Source organism: Streptomyces pilosus, assembly GCF_014649835.1.
In the GTDB taxonomy this organism is placed as follows: domain Bacteria; phylum Actinomycetota; class Actinomycetes; order Streptomycetales; family Streptomycetaceae; genus Streptomyces; species Streptomyces pilosus.
In genome coordinates this window covers 399,496-414,502 of the sequence record NZ_BMTU01000001.1, presented here as the reverse complement: position 1 = coordinate 414,502, position 15,007 = coordinate 399,496, and the positions used below count along the sequence as shown (strand labels likewise).

Here is a 15,007-nt window from a genome sequence, read left to right as displayed (position 1 = left end):
AGCAGTCTCCGTACAACCCGGGAGAGATGTAGATGTCCGTATCGGACGAGACCACCACCGTCACCGACGGCATCGTCCTGACCGACGCCGCCGCGTCCAAGGTCAAGGCCCTGCTCGACCAGGAAGGCCGTGACGACCTCGCCCTGCGCGTCGCCGTCCAGCCCGGCGGCTGCTCCGGCCTGCGCTACCAGCTCTTCTTCGACGAGCGTTCGCTCGACGGCGACGTGCTGAAGGACTTCGGCGGTGTGAAGGTCGTCACCGACCGCATGAGCGCCCCGTACCTGGGCGGCGCCACCATCGACTTCGTCGACACCATCGAGAAGCAGGGCTTCACGATCGACAACCCGAACGCCACCGGTTCCTGCGCCTGCGGCGACTCCTTCAGCTGAGCCGGCTCCCGGCCTCTCGGCGACACGGACGAAGGCGGCGGACCCCTCCCGGGGCCGCCGCCTTCGCCGTGCGCCGGGGGGTCACCGGGTGGGCGGCGCGGGCAGCCGGGCCCCTTCCTTGTGCAGCGGCACCGGCTTCCCGTCGGTGTCCACCACCGCGCGGTCACCGAGCGGCGCGTCCAGCCGCACCGTCTCCTGGTACCGCTTGGCGATCATGATGCACACCTTGTCCGGCCAGGGCGTCTCGGTGACCCGCACCGTCACCCGGCCGCCGTCCGCGGTCGCCGTCACCTCGTAGTCGGCGCACACCCCGCCCGTGAAGACCACGGTCAGCTCCGAGCCCTCGGCCGTGTAGCCCTCGACGGGGGTCTCCCGGGCCGACGGCGCGGACGTCGGCCCGTCACCGGGCTCCGTGGGTGCCGGAGTGGGCTCACCGGACTGCTCCCGCGGGGCCAGGAACTCCGGGTCGACCGCAGGGTGGGTCACCGTGACCGCCTCCCGCGCGCCCTCCGGCCGCACCTCGAACAGCCACGACGGCACCAGCGCGGGCCGCCCCTCCACGGAGTGCGCGGCCAGTCCGAACACCGCGCCGTCGACGGTCAGGCTCTCCCCGGCGGGCTTCGCCCCCGGGTCGCACCGTTCCTGCTGCCGGTCCTCCTCCAGCGGTACGGACGTGGCGCAGCCGCCGATGCCCGTGCGCGGGCCGTCGCCCGGCGCCGCGTTCATCATGTCCAGCGCCTGCCCCGCGCTCACCGTGGGGTACGTGTCCCCCTTGACCGGCTCCGCGAGCCGGCCGTTGCCGCCGACCACCTCGCCCCGGGGGCCGACGATCACACCGGTCGTCCAGCCGTACGTCGGCAGTCCGCCCACCTCGGGGTCGGCGTTCACCACGCGGCTGCCGTCCATGACCTGGCTCGCGTCCAGCTTCGCGTCGTCCTGCCCCGCCGCCTTCAGCACCGGCGCGGCGGCCTTCCTGGCGGCGGCCTCGCTCACCGGGGAGGCGTCACCGGCGGACGGGGGCTTGCAGGTGGCCCCCTTGCAGTTGTCGGTGCGCGGGGTGTACGCGCTGTACGTCCACGAGCCGGGGGCCTCCCGCTCCACCCGCAGGGTCGGACCGGAGCCGTCCTGGCCGCCGATCCGCCAGCCGCCGGCCTCCGCGACCGGTTTCCCGTCGAGTCCGAGCGCCTTCGCCAGCGCGACCACCCGCTCCTCGGCGACCTGCCCGCCGGCGCGGTACACCGGTGCGGAGCCGGGACCCGCGGGAAGCGTGCCGTCGGCGCGGTAGGTGGTGCCGTAGGGGTCGGGCTCGCCGGGCGCGATGCCGTTCCCGGCGCCCTCGGAGTGGCCGTCGAGGGCGAGCGGCGGGGGAGTGGGGTCACCGTTCGCCCCCGGGGTCGTCCCGGCCCCGGAGTCGCCGGAGCCGCCCACGGCCCCGGTCGCCAGGTAGGCGCCACCGCCTCCGACCAGCAGTACGGCAGCGGCGACGGACGCGATCAGCACGGGCGAACGCCGTCGCGCCGGACCGCCGGCGCTCCCGTCCGCGGACCGCCGGCCGCCGGTCCGGTGCTCCCCGACGACCGTCTCGTCCGGGCCGGGCTCCGGCCCGCGCCCGGACGTCTCCGTCCCGGCGGCGGACGGCTCCTCCGCGGCGGCGTCCGGCGCCTCCCCGGGCTCCTCCGCCTTCGCGACGGCGAGACCGTCGGCCGGACGGCCGGTCTCGGGCTCGTCCTGCGGGGCCCGGGTTTCCGGGGCGGGGGGCTCGGACGGCTCGGGCTCGTCCTGCGGGGCCCGGGTGACCGGGGCGGCGGAGTCGGCCGGCTCCGGTTCGGTCCGCTCGCCTTCCGGCTCCCCGGCGGGGGCGTCGGCGGCCGGCGCCTCCGGGCCGGCCGGGCGGTCCCGCCGCTGCCCGGCGTCCGCCGCCCCGTCGCGGCCCGAAGCGCCCCCGGTGCCGCCCGTGCTGCCGGCGTCGGTGCGCGCCTCGGCGTCGTCGTTGTCGGGTCGCTCGGTGTTCACCGCATCGCTCCTTCGGCTGCGCAACTGTCCCAGTGGACCCTGCCCGGTCCTGCCGGGACCGCTGAGGGGTCGTATCCCGCATCCCCTTTACGGGGGACGGCGATGGGACGCAGCGGGGGAGCGCGCGGTTCCCGCGTCGGCTCAGTCGCCGTACTCGGACATCGCGTCCAGCAGCCGGGCGGACGCGGGCGGCACGCTCACACCGTGGATCAGGGACGGGGACACCGGCCGCGCGACGGCCCGGTCCGGCACCGCCCAGTGGGGCGCCATCCGGGCGCAGTCGCCGCGCAGCGACGCCAGGTCGCCCTCGAGGTCGACGGGCGTGGACGTGTGGACCTTGATGTTCGTCATGTTCGCACCGTATGCACGACCAAGGTCACGAAGAAAGCCCTACTATCGGGTAGTTTCCGACGCTTCTGCGGGTCGCTCCCACCCGGTAGCGTGAAGTGTCAACCCGCCTCCCCCAGGAGAATCGACGCCGTGCGCATCGCAGTCACCGGCTCCATCGCCACCGACCATCTCATGACCTTTCCCGGCCGCTTCGCCGACCAGTTCGTCGCGGACCAGCTGCACACGGTCTCGCTGTCCTTCCTGGTCGACAACCTCGACGTACGCCGGGGTGGCGTCGCCGCGAACATCGCCTTCGGAATGGGCCAGCTCGGCACCCGGCCGATCCTGGTCGGAGCGGCCGGGTTCGACTTCGACGAGTACCGGGCCTGGCTGGACCGGCACGGCGTCGACACCGACTCCGTCCGTATCTCCGACACCCTGCACACCGCCCGCTTCGTGTGCACCACGGACGCGGACCACAACCAGATCGGCTCCTTCTACACGGGCGCGATGAGCGAGGCCCGGCTGATCGAGCTGAAGACCGTCGCCGACCGCGTGGGCGGCCTCGACCTGGTCTCCATCGGCGCCGACGACCCGGAGGGCATGCTCCGGCACACCGAGGAGTGCCGCTCGCGGGGCATCCCGTTCGCCGCCGACTTCTCCCAGCAGATCGCCCGGATGAACGGCGAGGAGATCCGGATACTGCTGGAGGGGGCGACCTACCTCTTCTCCAACGAGTACGAGAAGGGGCTCATCGAGACGAAGACCGGCTGGAGCGACGCCGAGATCCTCGACCGGGTCGGCCACCGGGTCACCACCCTCGGCGCGCGCGGTGTCCGCATCGAGCGGGCCGGCGAGGAGACGATCGAGGTCGGGTGTCCGGACGAGGAGCGCAAGGCCGACCCGACGGGGGTCGGTGACGCGTTCCGGGCGGGCTTCCTGTCGGGGCTCGCGTGGGGCGTGTCGCTGGAGCGCGCGGCGCAGGTGGGCTGCATGCTCGCCACGCTGGTCATCGAGACGGTGGGCACGCAGGAGTACCAGCTGCGGCGCGGGCACTTCATGGAGCGGTTCACGAAGGCGTACGGGGACGAGGCGGCGGAGGAGGTCCGGGCACACCTGGGCTGAGTCACCCGGGGGCGTGGGGCCGGCCGTGCGTTCCCCCGCGCCCCCGAGGGGGTCAGGTGAGGCGGCGGATCGAGTAGGCGGTTCCCCCGGGGGCCGGTTCCTCGCCGAGGTACTGCTGGTTCCGCATGTCGCACCAGGCCGGGATGTCCAGACGGGCGGCCTCGTCGTCGGCCAGGACGCGGACCGTGCCGCCGAGCGGGACGTCCCCGATCACCTTCGCCAGCTCGATCACCGGGATCGGGCAGCGGCGGCCCAGCGCGTCCACGACCACGGTGTCCTCGCTCCGCCCTGCCGCGGTGTCCCCCGCGGACACCGGCGCGCCCAGCTTCTCCCGCACCCCCGCCACCACCTCCGGCAGCACCGTCAGGAAGCGCTCGACGTCCTCCTCCGGCGTCCCCGGCGGCAGCGAGACACGGATGTTCCCCTCGCTGAGCACCCCCATCGCCCTCAGCACATGGCTCGGCGTCAGCGTGCTGCTCGTGCACGAGGACCCGGACGACACGGAGAAACCGGCCCGGTCCAGCTCGTGCAGCACCGTCTCCCCGTCGACATAGAGACAGGAGAAGGTGACGATCCCCGGCAGCCGCCGTTCCGGGTCGCCGACCACCTCCACGTCCGGCACAAGACCCGGCACCCGCGCCCGGATGCGCTCCGTCAGTTCCCGCAGCCGCGCCTCCTCCCCGGCGGCCTCCGCCCGCACCGCCCGCAGGGACGCCGCCGCGGCCACGATCGCCGGCAGGTTCTCGAACCCGGGCGCCCGCCCCGACTCCCGCTCGTCCCGCGGACCCTGGGGAGCGAACCGCACCCCCTTGCGCACGACGAGCAGCCCCACGCCCGCCGGACCGCCCCACTTGTGCGCGCTCGCCGCGAGCAGCGACCAGTCGCCCTCCACCGGCCCCCAGCCCAGCGACTGGGCCGCGTCCACCAGCAGCGGCACCCCCGCCGCCCGGCACGCCCCGGCCACCTCGGCCACCGGCTGCACGGTCCCCACCTCGTGGTTGGCCGACTGGAGGCAGGCCAGCGCGGTGTCCGGCCGCAGCGCCCCGGCGTACGCCGACGGGCTCACGGCACCCGTGCGTTCCACCGCCACCTCGGTGACCGGCCCCCCGCCGGCGCGGTGAACCTCCGCCGCGTGGAGGACAGAAGAGTGTTCGACCGCCGACACGATCAGGTGATGCCCGGCGCGCCGTCGCCCCGCCAGCGCGCCCGCGACACCGGAGTGCACCGCCGAGGTCCCCGACGGGGTGAACACCAACTCGTCCGCCCTGCACCCCACCGCCTCCGCGGCGGCCTCGCGCGCCGCGTCCAGCAGCATCCGGGCCCGCCGCCCCTCCCGGTAGAGCCGCGCCGGGTCGGCCCACCCCTCGTCGAGGGAGGCCATCAGGGCCTGCCGGGCAACAGGATGGAGAGGAGCGGCGGAAGCGGCGTCGAAGTAGGCCATACGGCAACGGTAGAACTCCGGCGCGGCAGCCGTCCCCGGGGGCGCGGGGAACCGCGCGGCAGGCGCCCGCGCACCCGCAGCCGCCAATCCAGCGACCCGCGGACCGACTAGGCCCCCCTCCCCGCGACCCCCCGGAGGGCGTCGGCTAGGGTTTGGTCCGCATAAACATCCAAACCCCTGCCCGACGCAGGGCGGCGACCGACCAGCGAGAAGGCCAGGCCGCAGCCGTACAGCGCGGGCGAGACTCTCGGGAAGGCGCTACGTGAGTCCCAACGGCTCCGACCGCTCGCCGCGGCGCCCCATGCGGCGGAAGCTGCTGCAGGCACTGACCGCGGGCCTGGTCCTGGCGACCGCCACCGGTTGCACATGGGAGGACTTCCCCCGCCTCGGTATGCCCACCCCAACATCGGAAGAGGCTCCGCGGATCCTCTCCCTGTGGCAGGGATCCTGGGCTGCCGCGCTCGCCATCGGCGCGCTGGTGTGGGGCCTGATCCTGTGGAGTGTGTTCTTCCACCGGCGCAGCCGCACCAAGGTGGAGGTCCCTCCGCAGACCCGGTACAACATGCCCATCGAGGCGCTGTACACGGTCGTCCCCCTCATCATCGTCTCGGTGTTCTTCTTCTTCACCGCGCGCGATGAGTCCGAGCTGCTGAAGCTCGAGAAGAATCCCGACGTCACGGTCAACGTGGTCGGCTTCCAGTGGAGCTGGTGCTTCAACTACGTCGAGAACGTCGACGGTTCGACGGGCGACGCCAAGAAGTCCAAGGAACTGGACGCGATTCCGGACCGCTACAAGGACGCGTTCCCGGCCGACGCCGGCGGTGTCTACGACTGCGGTGTCCCCGGCACCCGCAACCCGCAGACCAACAACCCGGGCCCCACCCTGTGGCTGCCCGAGGGTAAGCGGGTCCGCTTCGTGCTGACCTCGCGTGATGTCATCCACTCCTTCTGGGTGGTGCCCTTCCTGATGAAGCAGGACGTCATCCCGGGGCACACCAACGCCTTCGAGGTGACCCCCAGCCGTGAGGGCACCTTCCTGGGCAAGTGCGCCGAGCTCTGCGGCGTCGACCACTCCCGGATGCTCTTCAACGTGAAGGTCGTCTCCCAGGAGCGGTACGAGCAGCACCTGAAGGACCTCGTGAAGAAGGGGCAGACCGGTTACGTGCCCGCCGGCATCGGACAGACGGGCCCTGAGAAGAACCGGGAGTCGAACATCCTGTGAGCATCCTCAACCAACCCCAGGGTGCCGAGGCAGCCGGGTCCCACTACGAGGACGAGCTGCCGGTGCGGCGCCAGAACCGTGGCAGCGTCGTGATCAAGTGGCTGACGACCACTGACCACAAGACGATCGGCACGCTCTACCTGGTGACGTCGTTCGCCTTCTTCGTCATCGGTGGCGTGATGGCGCTCGTCATGCGTGCCGAGCTGGCCCGCCCGGGCCTGCAGATCGTCTCCAACGAGCAGTTCAACCAGGCGTTCACGATGCACGGCACCGTGATGCTGCTGATGTTCGCGACGCCGCTCTTCGCCGGTTTCGCGAACTGGATCATGCCGCTGCAGATCGGCGCGCCCGACGTGGCGTTCCCGCGGCTGAACATGTTCGCCTACTGGCTGTTCCTGTTCGGCTCGCTGATCGCGCTGGGTGGCTTCCTCACCCCGGACGGCGCGGCCAACTTCGGCTGGTTCGCCTACTCGCCGCTGTCCGACGCGGTCCGCTCGCCGGGCATCGGCGCCGACATGTGGATCATGGGCCTGGCCTTCTCCGGCTTCGGCACGATCCTCGGTTCGGTCAACTTCATCACCACGATCATCTGCATGCGCGCTCCCGGCATGACGATGTTCCGCATGCCGATCTTCACCTGGAACGTCCTGCTGACCGGTGTGCTGGTCCTGCTGGCCTTCCCGGTGCTGGCCGCCGCGCTGTTCGCCCTCGAGGTGGACCGCAAGTTCGGGGCGCACATCTTCGACTCGGCCAACGGCGGAGCGCTGCTGTGGCAGCACCTCTTCTGGTTCTTCGGCCACCCCGAGGTGTACATCATCGCGCTGCCGTTCTTCGGCATCGTCTCCGAGATCATCCCGGTCTTCTCCCGCAAGCCGATCTTCGGTTACATGGGCCTGATCGCCGCGACGATCGCCATCGCCGGCCTGTCGGTGACAGTGTGGGCGCACCACATGTACGTCACGGGTGGCGTGCTGCTGCCGTTCTTCTCCTTCATGACCTTCCTGATCGCGGTGCCGACGGGCGTGAAGTTCTTCAACTGGATCGGCACCATGTGGAAGGGCAGCCTGTCCTTCGAGACGCCGATGCTGTGGTCGGTCGGCTTCCTGATCACCTTCCTCTTCGGTGGTCTGACCGGCGTGATCCTGGCGTCGCCGCCGCTGGACTTCCACGTCTCCGACAGCTACTTCGTGGTGGCGCACTTCCACTACGTGGTCTTCGGCACCGTGGTGTTCGCGATGTTCGCCGGCTTCCACTTCTGGTGGCCGAAGTTCACCGGCAAGATGCTCGACGAGCGTCTGGGCAAGATCACCTTCTGGACGCTGTTCATCGGCTTCCACGGCACCTTCCTCGTCCAGCACTGGCTGGGTGTCGAGGGCATGCCGCGCCGGTACTCGGACTACCTGGCGGCCGACGGCTTCACCGCGCTGAACACGGTCTCCACGATCGCCTCGTTCCTGCTCGGCCTGTCGATCCTGCCGTTCTTCTACAACATCTGGAAGACGGCGAAGTACGGCAAGCCGGTCGGCGTCGACGACCCGTGGGGTTACGGCCGCTCCCTGGAGTGGGCGACCTCCTGCCCGCCGCCGCGCCACAACTTCATCACCCTTCCGCGGATCCGCAGCGAATCCCCGGCGTTCGACCTGCACCACCCGGAGATCGCCGCGCTCGACGAGCTCGAGAACGCCGGTCACGGGGAGAAGGCGCTCGCTGGTGGCAAGGAGGCCGGCAAGTGAGAATCCAGGGCAACCTGTTCATGTGGCTGAGCCTCTTCTTCCTGATCGTCGCCGGTGTCTACGGCGTCTGGTCGAAGGAGCCGGTCGGCACCACGGCCCTCTTCCTGGCGTTCGGCCTGAGCATCATGATCGGCTTCTACCTGGGTTTCACCGCCCGGCGGGTCGACGTGGGCGCCCAGGACAACAAGGAGGCGGACGTCGCGGACGACTCCGGCGAGGTCGGGTTCTTCAGCCCGCACAGCTGGCAGCCGCTGGCGCTCGCCGCGGGTGGCGCCCTCGCCTTCCTGGGTGTCGCCGTCGGCTGGTGGCTGATGTACTTCTCGGCGCCGGTGCTGCTGCTCGGCATCTGGGGCTGGGTCTTCGAGTACTACCGCGGTGAGAACCGCACCCAGTAACACGCGCCACGGCACTTCGGGGCCCGGACACTCCGTCAGGAGCGTCCGGGCCCCCGCTTTTCCCCCCGGCCTCACCCGTTCGGGCCGTCCAGTGAGCCGACGCGGGCCCGGCTTCCTAGCGTGAGGTCATGAGACAGACAGAGTCCCCCCGTGGCGCGGGCGCCGGCCGGAGCCGCGTCGCCGGCTGCGCGCTGCTGGTGATCGCCCTCGGCGCGGGCGTCGCAGGCTGCTCCTCCGACGGCAGCCCGCTGTCCGCCGAGCCCTACGACGCGGCGGACCAGATCTCCTTCATCGGCATCGAGGAGGGCAAACCCGCCGACCCCGACAAGCCCCTGGAAGTGGTCGCCGAGGACTCCGACGGACGCATCACGGACGTCACCGCCGTGGACGCCTCAGGACGCCACGTGACGGGCGAACTGGCCGCCGACGGCAGCCGGTGGCACAGCACCTCCCCGCTGGCCGCCGACGCCCGGTACACGGTCCGGGTGAGCACCGAGGACGAGGACGGGGCGCCCGGCCGGAAGGTCCTCACCTTCACCACCGGCAGGCCCGCCGCCGCCAAGCGCCTGGACGTCGCCCTCGGACCCCGGGCGGGCACCTACGGCGTCGGCCAGCCCCTCACCGCCGAGCTGAACGAACCGGTCAGGGCACGGGCCGACCGGGCCGTCGTAGAACGCGCCCTGAAGGTCGACTCCACGCCCGCCGTGACCGGCTCCTGGCACTGGGTCGACGACAAGAAGCTGCACTACCGCCCGAAGGACTACTGGCCCGCCCACGCCACCGTCCGGGTCCGCAGCACCCTGGAGGGCATCAAGGTCGGCGACCGGCTCAGGGGCGGCGCCTCCGCCCCCCTCACCATCCGCACCGGTGACCGGGTGACGGCCCTCACCGACGCCGCCGCGCACACCCTGACGGTCTTCAAGAACGGCGAGGAGATCAAGCAGATCCCCGTCACCACCGGCAAGCCCGGCTTCGAGACCCGCAACGGCGTCAAGGTGGTCCTCGCCAAGGAACCCCTCGTACGGATGCGCAGCAGCACCGTGGGCATCGCCGAGGGCTCCTCGGAGTCCTACGACATGGACGTCCACTGGGCCACCCGGGTGACATGGAGCGGCGAGTACGTGCACGCCGCCCCCTGGTCCGTCGGCTCCCAGGGCTCCGCCAACGTCAGCCACGGCTGCGTGGGCATGAACACCGCCAACGCCGAGTGGTTCTTCGGCGCCGTGCGCGAGGGCGACATCGTGGAGGTCGTCAACTCGGCCGGCGACACGATGGAACCCTTCGGCAACGGCTACGGCGACTGGAACCTCGACTGGGAGAAGTGGCAGGCCGGCAGCGCCCTCACCACCCCCGTGTCCCCCCGCTCCGGCGACACGGCACGCCTCCGCCCGACGGCGGTGTGACCCCCTCAGGGGCGCGGGGAACCGCGCGGCCGGCCACGACGGACCCGCGGCCGCCGCATCACAGGACCGGCGGAGTGACTACGCGCTCTGCAGCCGCTTCCGCCGCAGCAGCCCGGCCAGCGCGGACGCGAACTCCACGGGCTCAACCGGCAGGGTCACCGCGGCCTCCGCCCGGCTCCAGGTCGCCAGCCAGGCGTCCTGCGGCCGGGCGATCAGCAACAGCACCGGCGGACAGTCGAACACCTCGTCCTTGATCTGCCGGCACAGGCCCATGCCCCCCATCGGCACGGCCTCGCCGTCGAACACGCACACGTCGATGCCGCCCCGGTCCAGCTCCGTGAGCACGGCCGCCTGGGTCGCGCACTCCACGAACTCCACTACGGGCACGTCCGGGGCCGGCCGCCGCCCGGTGGCGAGCCGCACCTGCTCCCGGGTGTTGGCGTCGTCGCTGTAGACCAGCACCGTGGCGGTCGCCTGCATTGTTCCTCCACGCGTAAGAGAGAGGGCACGGCTCTGTCGGGAACTTCGGGTACCGATGGCGCGGATGCTACCCCCTCGGACCCCCGGTCAACACTGGTTCGGACACGGCTTCGAACGGGTCCCGACGGGCCTCCGGGTGGGCCATCCGGGCAGTCCAGGAGGGGGGAACACACCGAACGGCACCCCCGGGAGTGAGGGCGGGATAAGCGACCGACATAATGTCGGCGTGGCGACAGCAACGACAGTAGACACCGGGCACGCGCACCCGTCGGTCAACCGACCGAACCTCACCAGCGTCGGAACCATCATCTGGCTGAGTTCCGAGCTGATGTTCTTCGCGGCCCTCTTCGCGATGTACTTCACCCTGCGATCGGTGACCGGACCCGACTTCTGGTCGGAGAAGGCCGACTCCCTGAACTTCCCGTTCTCGGCGGCGAACACCACGATCCTGGTGCTTTCCTCCCTCACCTGCCAGCTCGGCGTCTTCGCCGCCGAGCGCGGTGACGTGAAGAAGCTCCGGATGTGGTTCATCGTCACCTTCATCATGGGTGCGGTCTTCATCGGAGGACAGGTCCTCGAGTACACCGAGCTGGTCAAGCACTACGGCCTGTCTCTCTCCTCCGACGCGTACGGCTCGGCCTTCTACCTGACCACCGGCTTCCACGGCCTGCACGTGCTGGGCGGTCTCATCGCCTTCCTGCTGGTCCTGGGCCGGACCTACGCGGCACGGAGGTTCACACACGAACAGGCGACAGCGGCCATCGTCGTGTCCTATTACTGGCACTTCGTCGACGTCGTCTGGATCGGCCTCTTTGCCACGATCTACATGATCAAGTAGCAGGCCCCTCCGCCTCGCGCGCGAAGCAGCGCACCAACCAGAAGCATCGACGCAGAAGATCCTGACACCGGGGTAATCCGTGAAAAAGCTCTCCGCACGACGACGCCACCCGCTGGCGGCGCTCGTCGTCCTACTCCTCGCCCTGGCGTGCACCGGGGGGCTCTACGCCGTGTTCGCACCCGCGGACAAGGCGCAGGCCGACGAAACCGCCCAGTCCCTCACCATCGAGGAGGGCAAGAAGCTCTACGCGGTCGGCTGCGCCAGCTGCCACGGCACCGGCGGTCAGGGCACCTCCGACGGTCCGAGCCTGGTGGGCGTGGGCGCCGCCGCGGTCGACTTCCAGGTGAGCACCGGCCGCATGCCGGCCGCCACCTCGCAGGGCGCCCAGCTGCCCGACAAGCCGGCCGTCTACTCGCAGGCCGAGATCGACCAGCTGGCCGCGTACATCGCCTCCCTGGGTGCCGGTCCGGCGATCCCCACCGAGGAGCAGTACGGCCCCGAGGGTGCCGACATCGCCAAGGGCGGTGAACTGTTCCGCAACAACTGCGCGCAGTGCCACAACTTCACCGGCAAGGGCGGCGCGCTCACGCACGGCAAGTACGCCCCGAACCTCGAGGACGTCGCGCCCAAGCACATCTACGAGGCCATGCTCACCGGCCCGCAGAACATGCCCTCCTTCCCCGACAGCACGCTGTCGGAGCAGAACAAGAAGGACATCATCGCGTACCTGCACACGGTCAACAGCGACGAGTCGGAGAGCCCCGGTGGTCTCGCGCTCGGCGGACTTGGCCCGGTCTCCGAGGGTCTGTTCGCGTGGGTCTTCGGACTCGGCGCGCTGGTCGCGGTCGCCGTCTGGGTCGCCGCTCGGACCGCAAAGGCCAAGAAGTCATGAGTAGCCAAGACATTCCCGAAGAGAACCTGCCCGCAGCGCAGGACACCAGCCACGGCGCGGTGAAGGCGGCGGACGAGAAGAACCCGTTCGCCGACCCGGGGCTGCCGCCCCACGAGCCGAGGATCCAGGACCTCGACGAGCGGGCCGCCAAGCGGTCCGAGCGCACGGTCGCCCTGCTGTTCACGCTGTCGATGCTGGCCACCGTCGGCTTCATCGTCTCGTTCGTGACGATCCCGGTCGACCAGTCCGTCTACATCTTCATGCTCGGTCACGTCAGCGCGCTGAACTTCGCGCTCGGCATGACCCTCGGCGTCGCCCTGTTCGCCATCGGCGCCGGCGCGGTCCACTGGGCCCGCACGCTGATGTCCGACCACGAGATCGCCGACGAGCGTCACCCGATCGAGGCCTCCCCGGAGGTCAAGGCGAAGGTCATGGACGACTTCCGCCAGGGTGCCAAGGAGTCGGTGCTCGGCCGCCGGAAGCTGATCCGCAACACGATGTTCGGCGCGCTCGCCCTGTTCCCGCTCTCCGGAGTGGTGCTGCTGCGCGACCTCGGACCGCTGCCGGGGACCAAGCTGCGCGAGACCGCGTGGTCCAAGGGCAAGCTGCTGGTCAACATGAACACGAACGAGCCGCTGCGGCCGTCCGACATCATCGTGGGCTCGCTCACCTTCGCCCAGCCCGAGGGTCTCGACCCGCACGAGCACGGCTTCATGACCGAGATCGCCAAGGCAGCCCTGATGCTGGTCCGCATCCAGCCGGACGACATCAAGGACAAGCAGGCGCTGGAGTGGTCGCACGAGGGGATCCTCGCCTACTCGAAGATCTGCACCCACGTCGGTTGCCCGATCTCCCTGTACGAGCAGCAGACGCACCACGCGCTCTGCCCCTGTCACCAGTCCACCTTCGACCTTTCCGACGGTGCCAAGGTGATCTTCGGTCCCGCCGGTCACGCCCTGCCGCAGCTGCGCATCGGCGTGAACGACGAGGGCTACCTCGAAGCGCTCGGCGACTTCGACGAGCCCGTCGGTCCTGCCTTCTGGGAGCGCGGATGAGTACCACAACGACCCCCGAGTCCCGCTCGCGCGGGAAGGCGCCGGCCGGCGAACGCGTCGCCGACTGGGCCGACGGCCGGCTGGGGATCTACTCCCTGGCCAAGGCCAACATGCGCAAGATCTTCCCCGACCACTGGTCGTTCATGCTGGGTGAGATCTGCCTCTACAGCTTCCTCATCATCATCCTCACGGGTGTGTACCTGACGCTGTTCTTCCACCCGTCGATGAACGAGGTGGAGTACCACGGCAGTTACATCCCCATGCAGGGCCAGCTGATGAGTGAGGCCTACAAGTCGACGCTGGACATCAGCTTCGACGTCCGTGGCGGTCTGCTGATCCGGCAGATCCACCACTGGGCGGCGCTGGTCTTCCTGGCCGGCATGTTCGTCCACATGATGCGTGTGTTCTTCACCGGCGCGTTCCGCAAGCCGCGTGAGATCAACTGGCTGTTCGGCTTCCTGCTGTTCGTCCTCGGCATGTTCACCGGTTTCACCGGCTACTCACTCCCGGACGACCTGCTCTCCGGCACCGGTATCCGCTTCATGGAAGGCGCGGTCCTGTCCGTGCCGATCGTCGGCACGTACCTGTCGTTCTTCATCTTCGGCGGCGAGTTCCCGGGCGACGACTTCATCGCCAGGTTCTACTCGGTCCACATCCTGCTGCTGCCGGGCATCATGCTCGGCCTCGTGGTGGCGCACCTGATCCTGGTCTTCTACCACAAGCACACGCAGTTCGCGGGCCCCGGCAAGACGAACAAGAACGTCGTCGGCATGCCGCTGCTGCCGGTGTACATGGCCAAGGCCGGAGGCTTCTTCTTCCTGGTCTTCGGTGTGCTGGCGGCCGTCTCGGCGATCGCCACGATCAACCCGATCTGGAACATCGGCCCCTACCGGCCGGACATGGTCTCCACCGGCGCCCAGCCCGACTGGTACATGGGCTTCTCCGAGGGCCTGATCCGTGTCATGCCGGGCTGGGAGATCAACTTCTGGGGCCACACCCTCGTACTGGGCGTGTTCGTCCCGCTGCTGATCTTCCCGCTGGTCCTGGTGTCGATCGCGGTGTACCCGTTCATCGAGTCCTGGGTCACCGGCGACAAGCGCGAGCACCACATCCTGGACCGCCCGCGCAACGCCCCGACCCGTACCGCGTTCGGTGTCGCCTGGATCACGCTGTACTTCGTGCTCCTCGTCGGCGGCGGCAACGACCTGTGGGCCACGCACTTCAACCTGTCGATCAACGCGATCACCTGGTTCGTGCGCATCGCGTTCTTCGTCGCCCCGGTCGTGGCCTTCGTCGTCACCAAGCGGATCTGCCTCGGCCTCCAGCGCCGGGACAAGGAGAAGGTGCTGCACGGCCGGGAGACCGGCATCATCAAGCGCCTGCCGCACGGTGAGTTCATCGAGGTCCACGAGCCGCTCAGCCAGGAGCAGCTGCACACCCTCACCGCGCACGAGCAGTACAAGCCGCTCGAGCTCGGCCCGGAGGTCGACGAGAACGGCGTCCGGCGCAAGGTGAAGATGAGCGAGAAGCTGCGCGCCAAGCTCAGCAAGGGCTACTACGGCGGGGAGTCCCAGATTCCCAAGCCGACCGTCGAGGAGTACAAGGAGATCACGAGCGGCCACGGCCACCACTGATCCCCCGGAACACCTCACCCCCGTCGCCACACGACAGTGAAGGGCCCCCGTCCGCAG

The 15,007-nt window shown here is 70.1% G+C and carries 14 protein-coding genes; 10 read left to right on the top strand and 4 right to left on the bottom strand.

Annotated features, from left to right (window positions below):
• Positions 1-32 precede the first annotated feature (32 nt).
• Positions 33-389, top strand: a complete 357-nt coding sequence (locus IE118_RS01920) for a HesB/IscA family protein (RefSeq protein ID WP_189555442.1) — start codon at positions 33-35, stop codon at positions 387-389.
• Between the two features lie 81 nt (positions 390-470).
• On the opposite strand, the gene IE118_RS01915 is transcribed toward IE118_RS01920, so the two are convergent.
• A complete protein-coding gene (locus tag IE118_RS01915) occupies positions 471-2,402 on the bottom strand; it encodes a hypothetical protein (RefSeq protein WP_229846637.1) in 1,932 nt (643 codons plus the stop codon).
• Between the two features lie 141 nt (positions 2,403-2,543).
• Entirely contained in the window at positions 2,544-2,753 is a 210-nt protein-coding gene (locus IE118_RS01910; protein WP_189555441.1) for a hypothetical protein, read from the bottom strand.
• 129 nt (positions 2,754-2,882) lie between these two features.
• Here IE118_RS01910 and IE118_RS01905 point away from each other — a divergent pair, with 129 nt between their 5' ends.
• Positions 2,883-3,857, top strand: coding sequence for a carbohydrate kinase family protein (locus tag IE118_RS01905; protein ID WP_189555440.1), 975 nt, complete (start codon positions 2,883-2,885; stop codon positions 3,855-3,857).
• A 52-nt stretch (positions 3,858-3,909) separates the two neighbouring features.
• Here IE118_RS01905 and IE118_RS01900 read toward each other — a convergent pair whose 3' ends face one another.
• Positions 3,910-5,298, bottom strand: a complete 1,389-nt coding sequence (locus IE118_RS01900) for a cysteine desulfurase/sulfurtransferase TusA family protein (RefSeq protein WP_189555439.1) — start codon at positions 5,296-5,298, stop codon at positions 3,910-3,912.
• A gap of 262 nt (positions 5,299-5,560) precedes the next feature.
• Here IE118_RS01900 and ctaC point away from each other — a divergent pair, with 262 nt between their 5' ends.
• The 4 genes from ctaC (at position 5,561) to IE118_RS01880 (ending at position 10,051) form a co-directional block, all read left to right on the top strand.
• Positions 5,561-6,520 carry an aa3-type cytochrome oxidase subunit II gene (gene ctaC / locus IE118_RS01895; protein ID WP_189555438.1) on the top strand — a complete coding sequence of 320 codons (960 nt, stop codon included), beginning with the start codon at positions 5,561-5,563 and terminating at the stop codon, positions 6,518-6,520.
• The gene (gene ctaD / locus IE118_RS01890) at positions 6,517-8,253 is read left to right on the top strand and encodes an aa3-type cytochrome oxidase subunit I (protein ID WP_189555437.1); all 1,737 of its coding nucleotides are present in this window, start codon (positions 6,517-6,519) and stop codon (positions 8,251-8,253) included. The genes ctaC and ctaD overlap by 4 nt, the downstream gene beginning before the upstream one ends.
• Positions 8,250-8,648 (top strand): cytochrome c oxidase subunit 4, encoded by a 399-nt coding sequence (locus IE118_RS01885; protein WP_189555436.1) that lies wholly within the window; start codon positions 8,250-8,252, stop codon positions 8,646-8,648. Before ctaD ends, IE118_RS01885 begins: the two co-directional genes overlap by 4 nt.
• A 128-nt stretch (positions 8,649-8,776) precedes the next feature.
• A complete protein-coding gene (locus IE118_RS01880; RefSeq protein WP_189555435.1) occupies positions 8,777-10,051 on the top strand; it encodes a L,D-transpeptidase in 1,275 nt (424 codons plus the stop codon).
• A gap of 78 nt (positions 10,052-10,129) precedes the next feature.
• Here IE118_RS01880 and IE118_RS01875 read toward each other — a convergent pair whose 3' ends face one another.
• Positions 10,130-10,531 carry a response regulator gene (locus IE118_RS01875; protein ID WP_189555434.1) on the bottom strand — a complete coding sequence of 134 codons (402 nt, stop codon included), beginning with the start codon at positions 10,529-10,531 and terminating at the stop codon, positions 10,130-10,132.
• A gap of 226 nt (positions 10,532-10,757) precedes the next feature.
• Between IE118_RS01875 and ctaE the strand changes: the two genes are divergently transcribed.
• The 4 genes from ctaE to qcrB all read left to right on the top strand — a co-directional run bounded on the left by ctaE (position 10,758) and on the right by qcrB (position 14,950).
• Positions 10,758-11,369 (top strand): aa3-type cytochrome oxidase subunit III, encoded by a 612-nt coding sequence (ctaE, locus tag IE118_RS01870; protein ID WP_189555433.1) that lies wholly within the window; start codon positions 10,758-10,760, stop codon positions 11,367-11,369.
• A 79-nt stretch (positions 11,370-11,448) separates the two neighbouring features.
• On the top strand, positions 11,449-12,261 hold the full coding sequence (qcrC, locus tag IE118_RS01865; RefSeq protein WP_189555432.1) for a cytochrome bc1 complex diheme cytochrome c subunit: 813 nt from the start codon (positions 11,449-11,451) through the stop codon (positions 12,259-12,261).
• Entirely contained in the window at positions 12,258-13,316 is a 1,059-nt protein-coding gene (gene qcrA, locus IE118_RS01860; protein WP_189555431.1) for a cytochrome bc1 complex Rieske iron-sulfur subunit, read from the top strand. Before qcrC ends, qcrA begins: the two co-directional genes overlap by 4 nt.
• Positions 13,313-14,950, top strand: coding sequence for a cytochrome bc1 complex cytochrome b subunit (qcrB, locus tag IE118_RS01855; RefSeq protein WP_189555430.1), 1,638 nt, complete (start codon positions 13,313-13,315; stop codon positions 14,948-14,950). Before qcrA ends, qcrB begins: the two co-directional genes overlap by 4 nt.
• Positions 14,951-15,007: the final 57 nt, after the last annotated feature.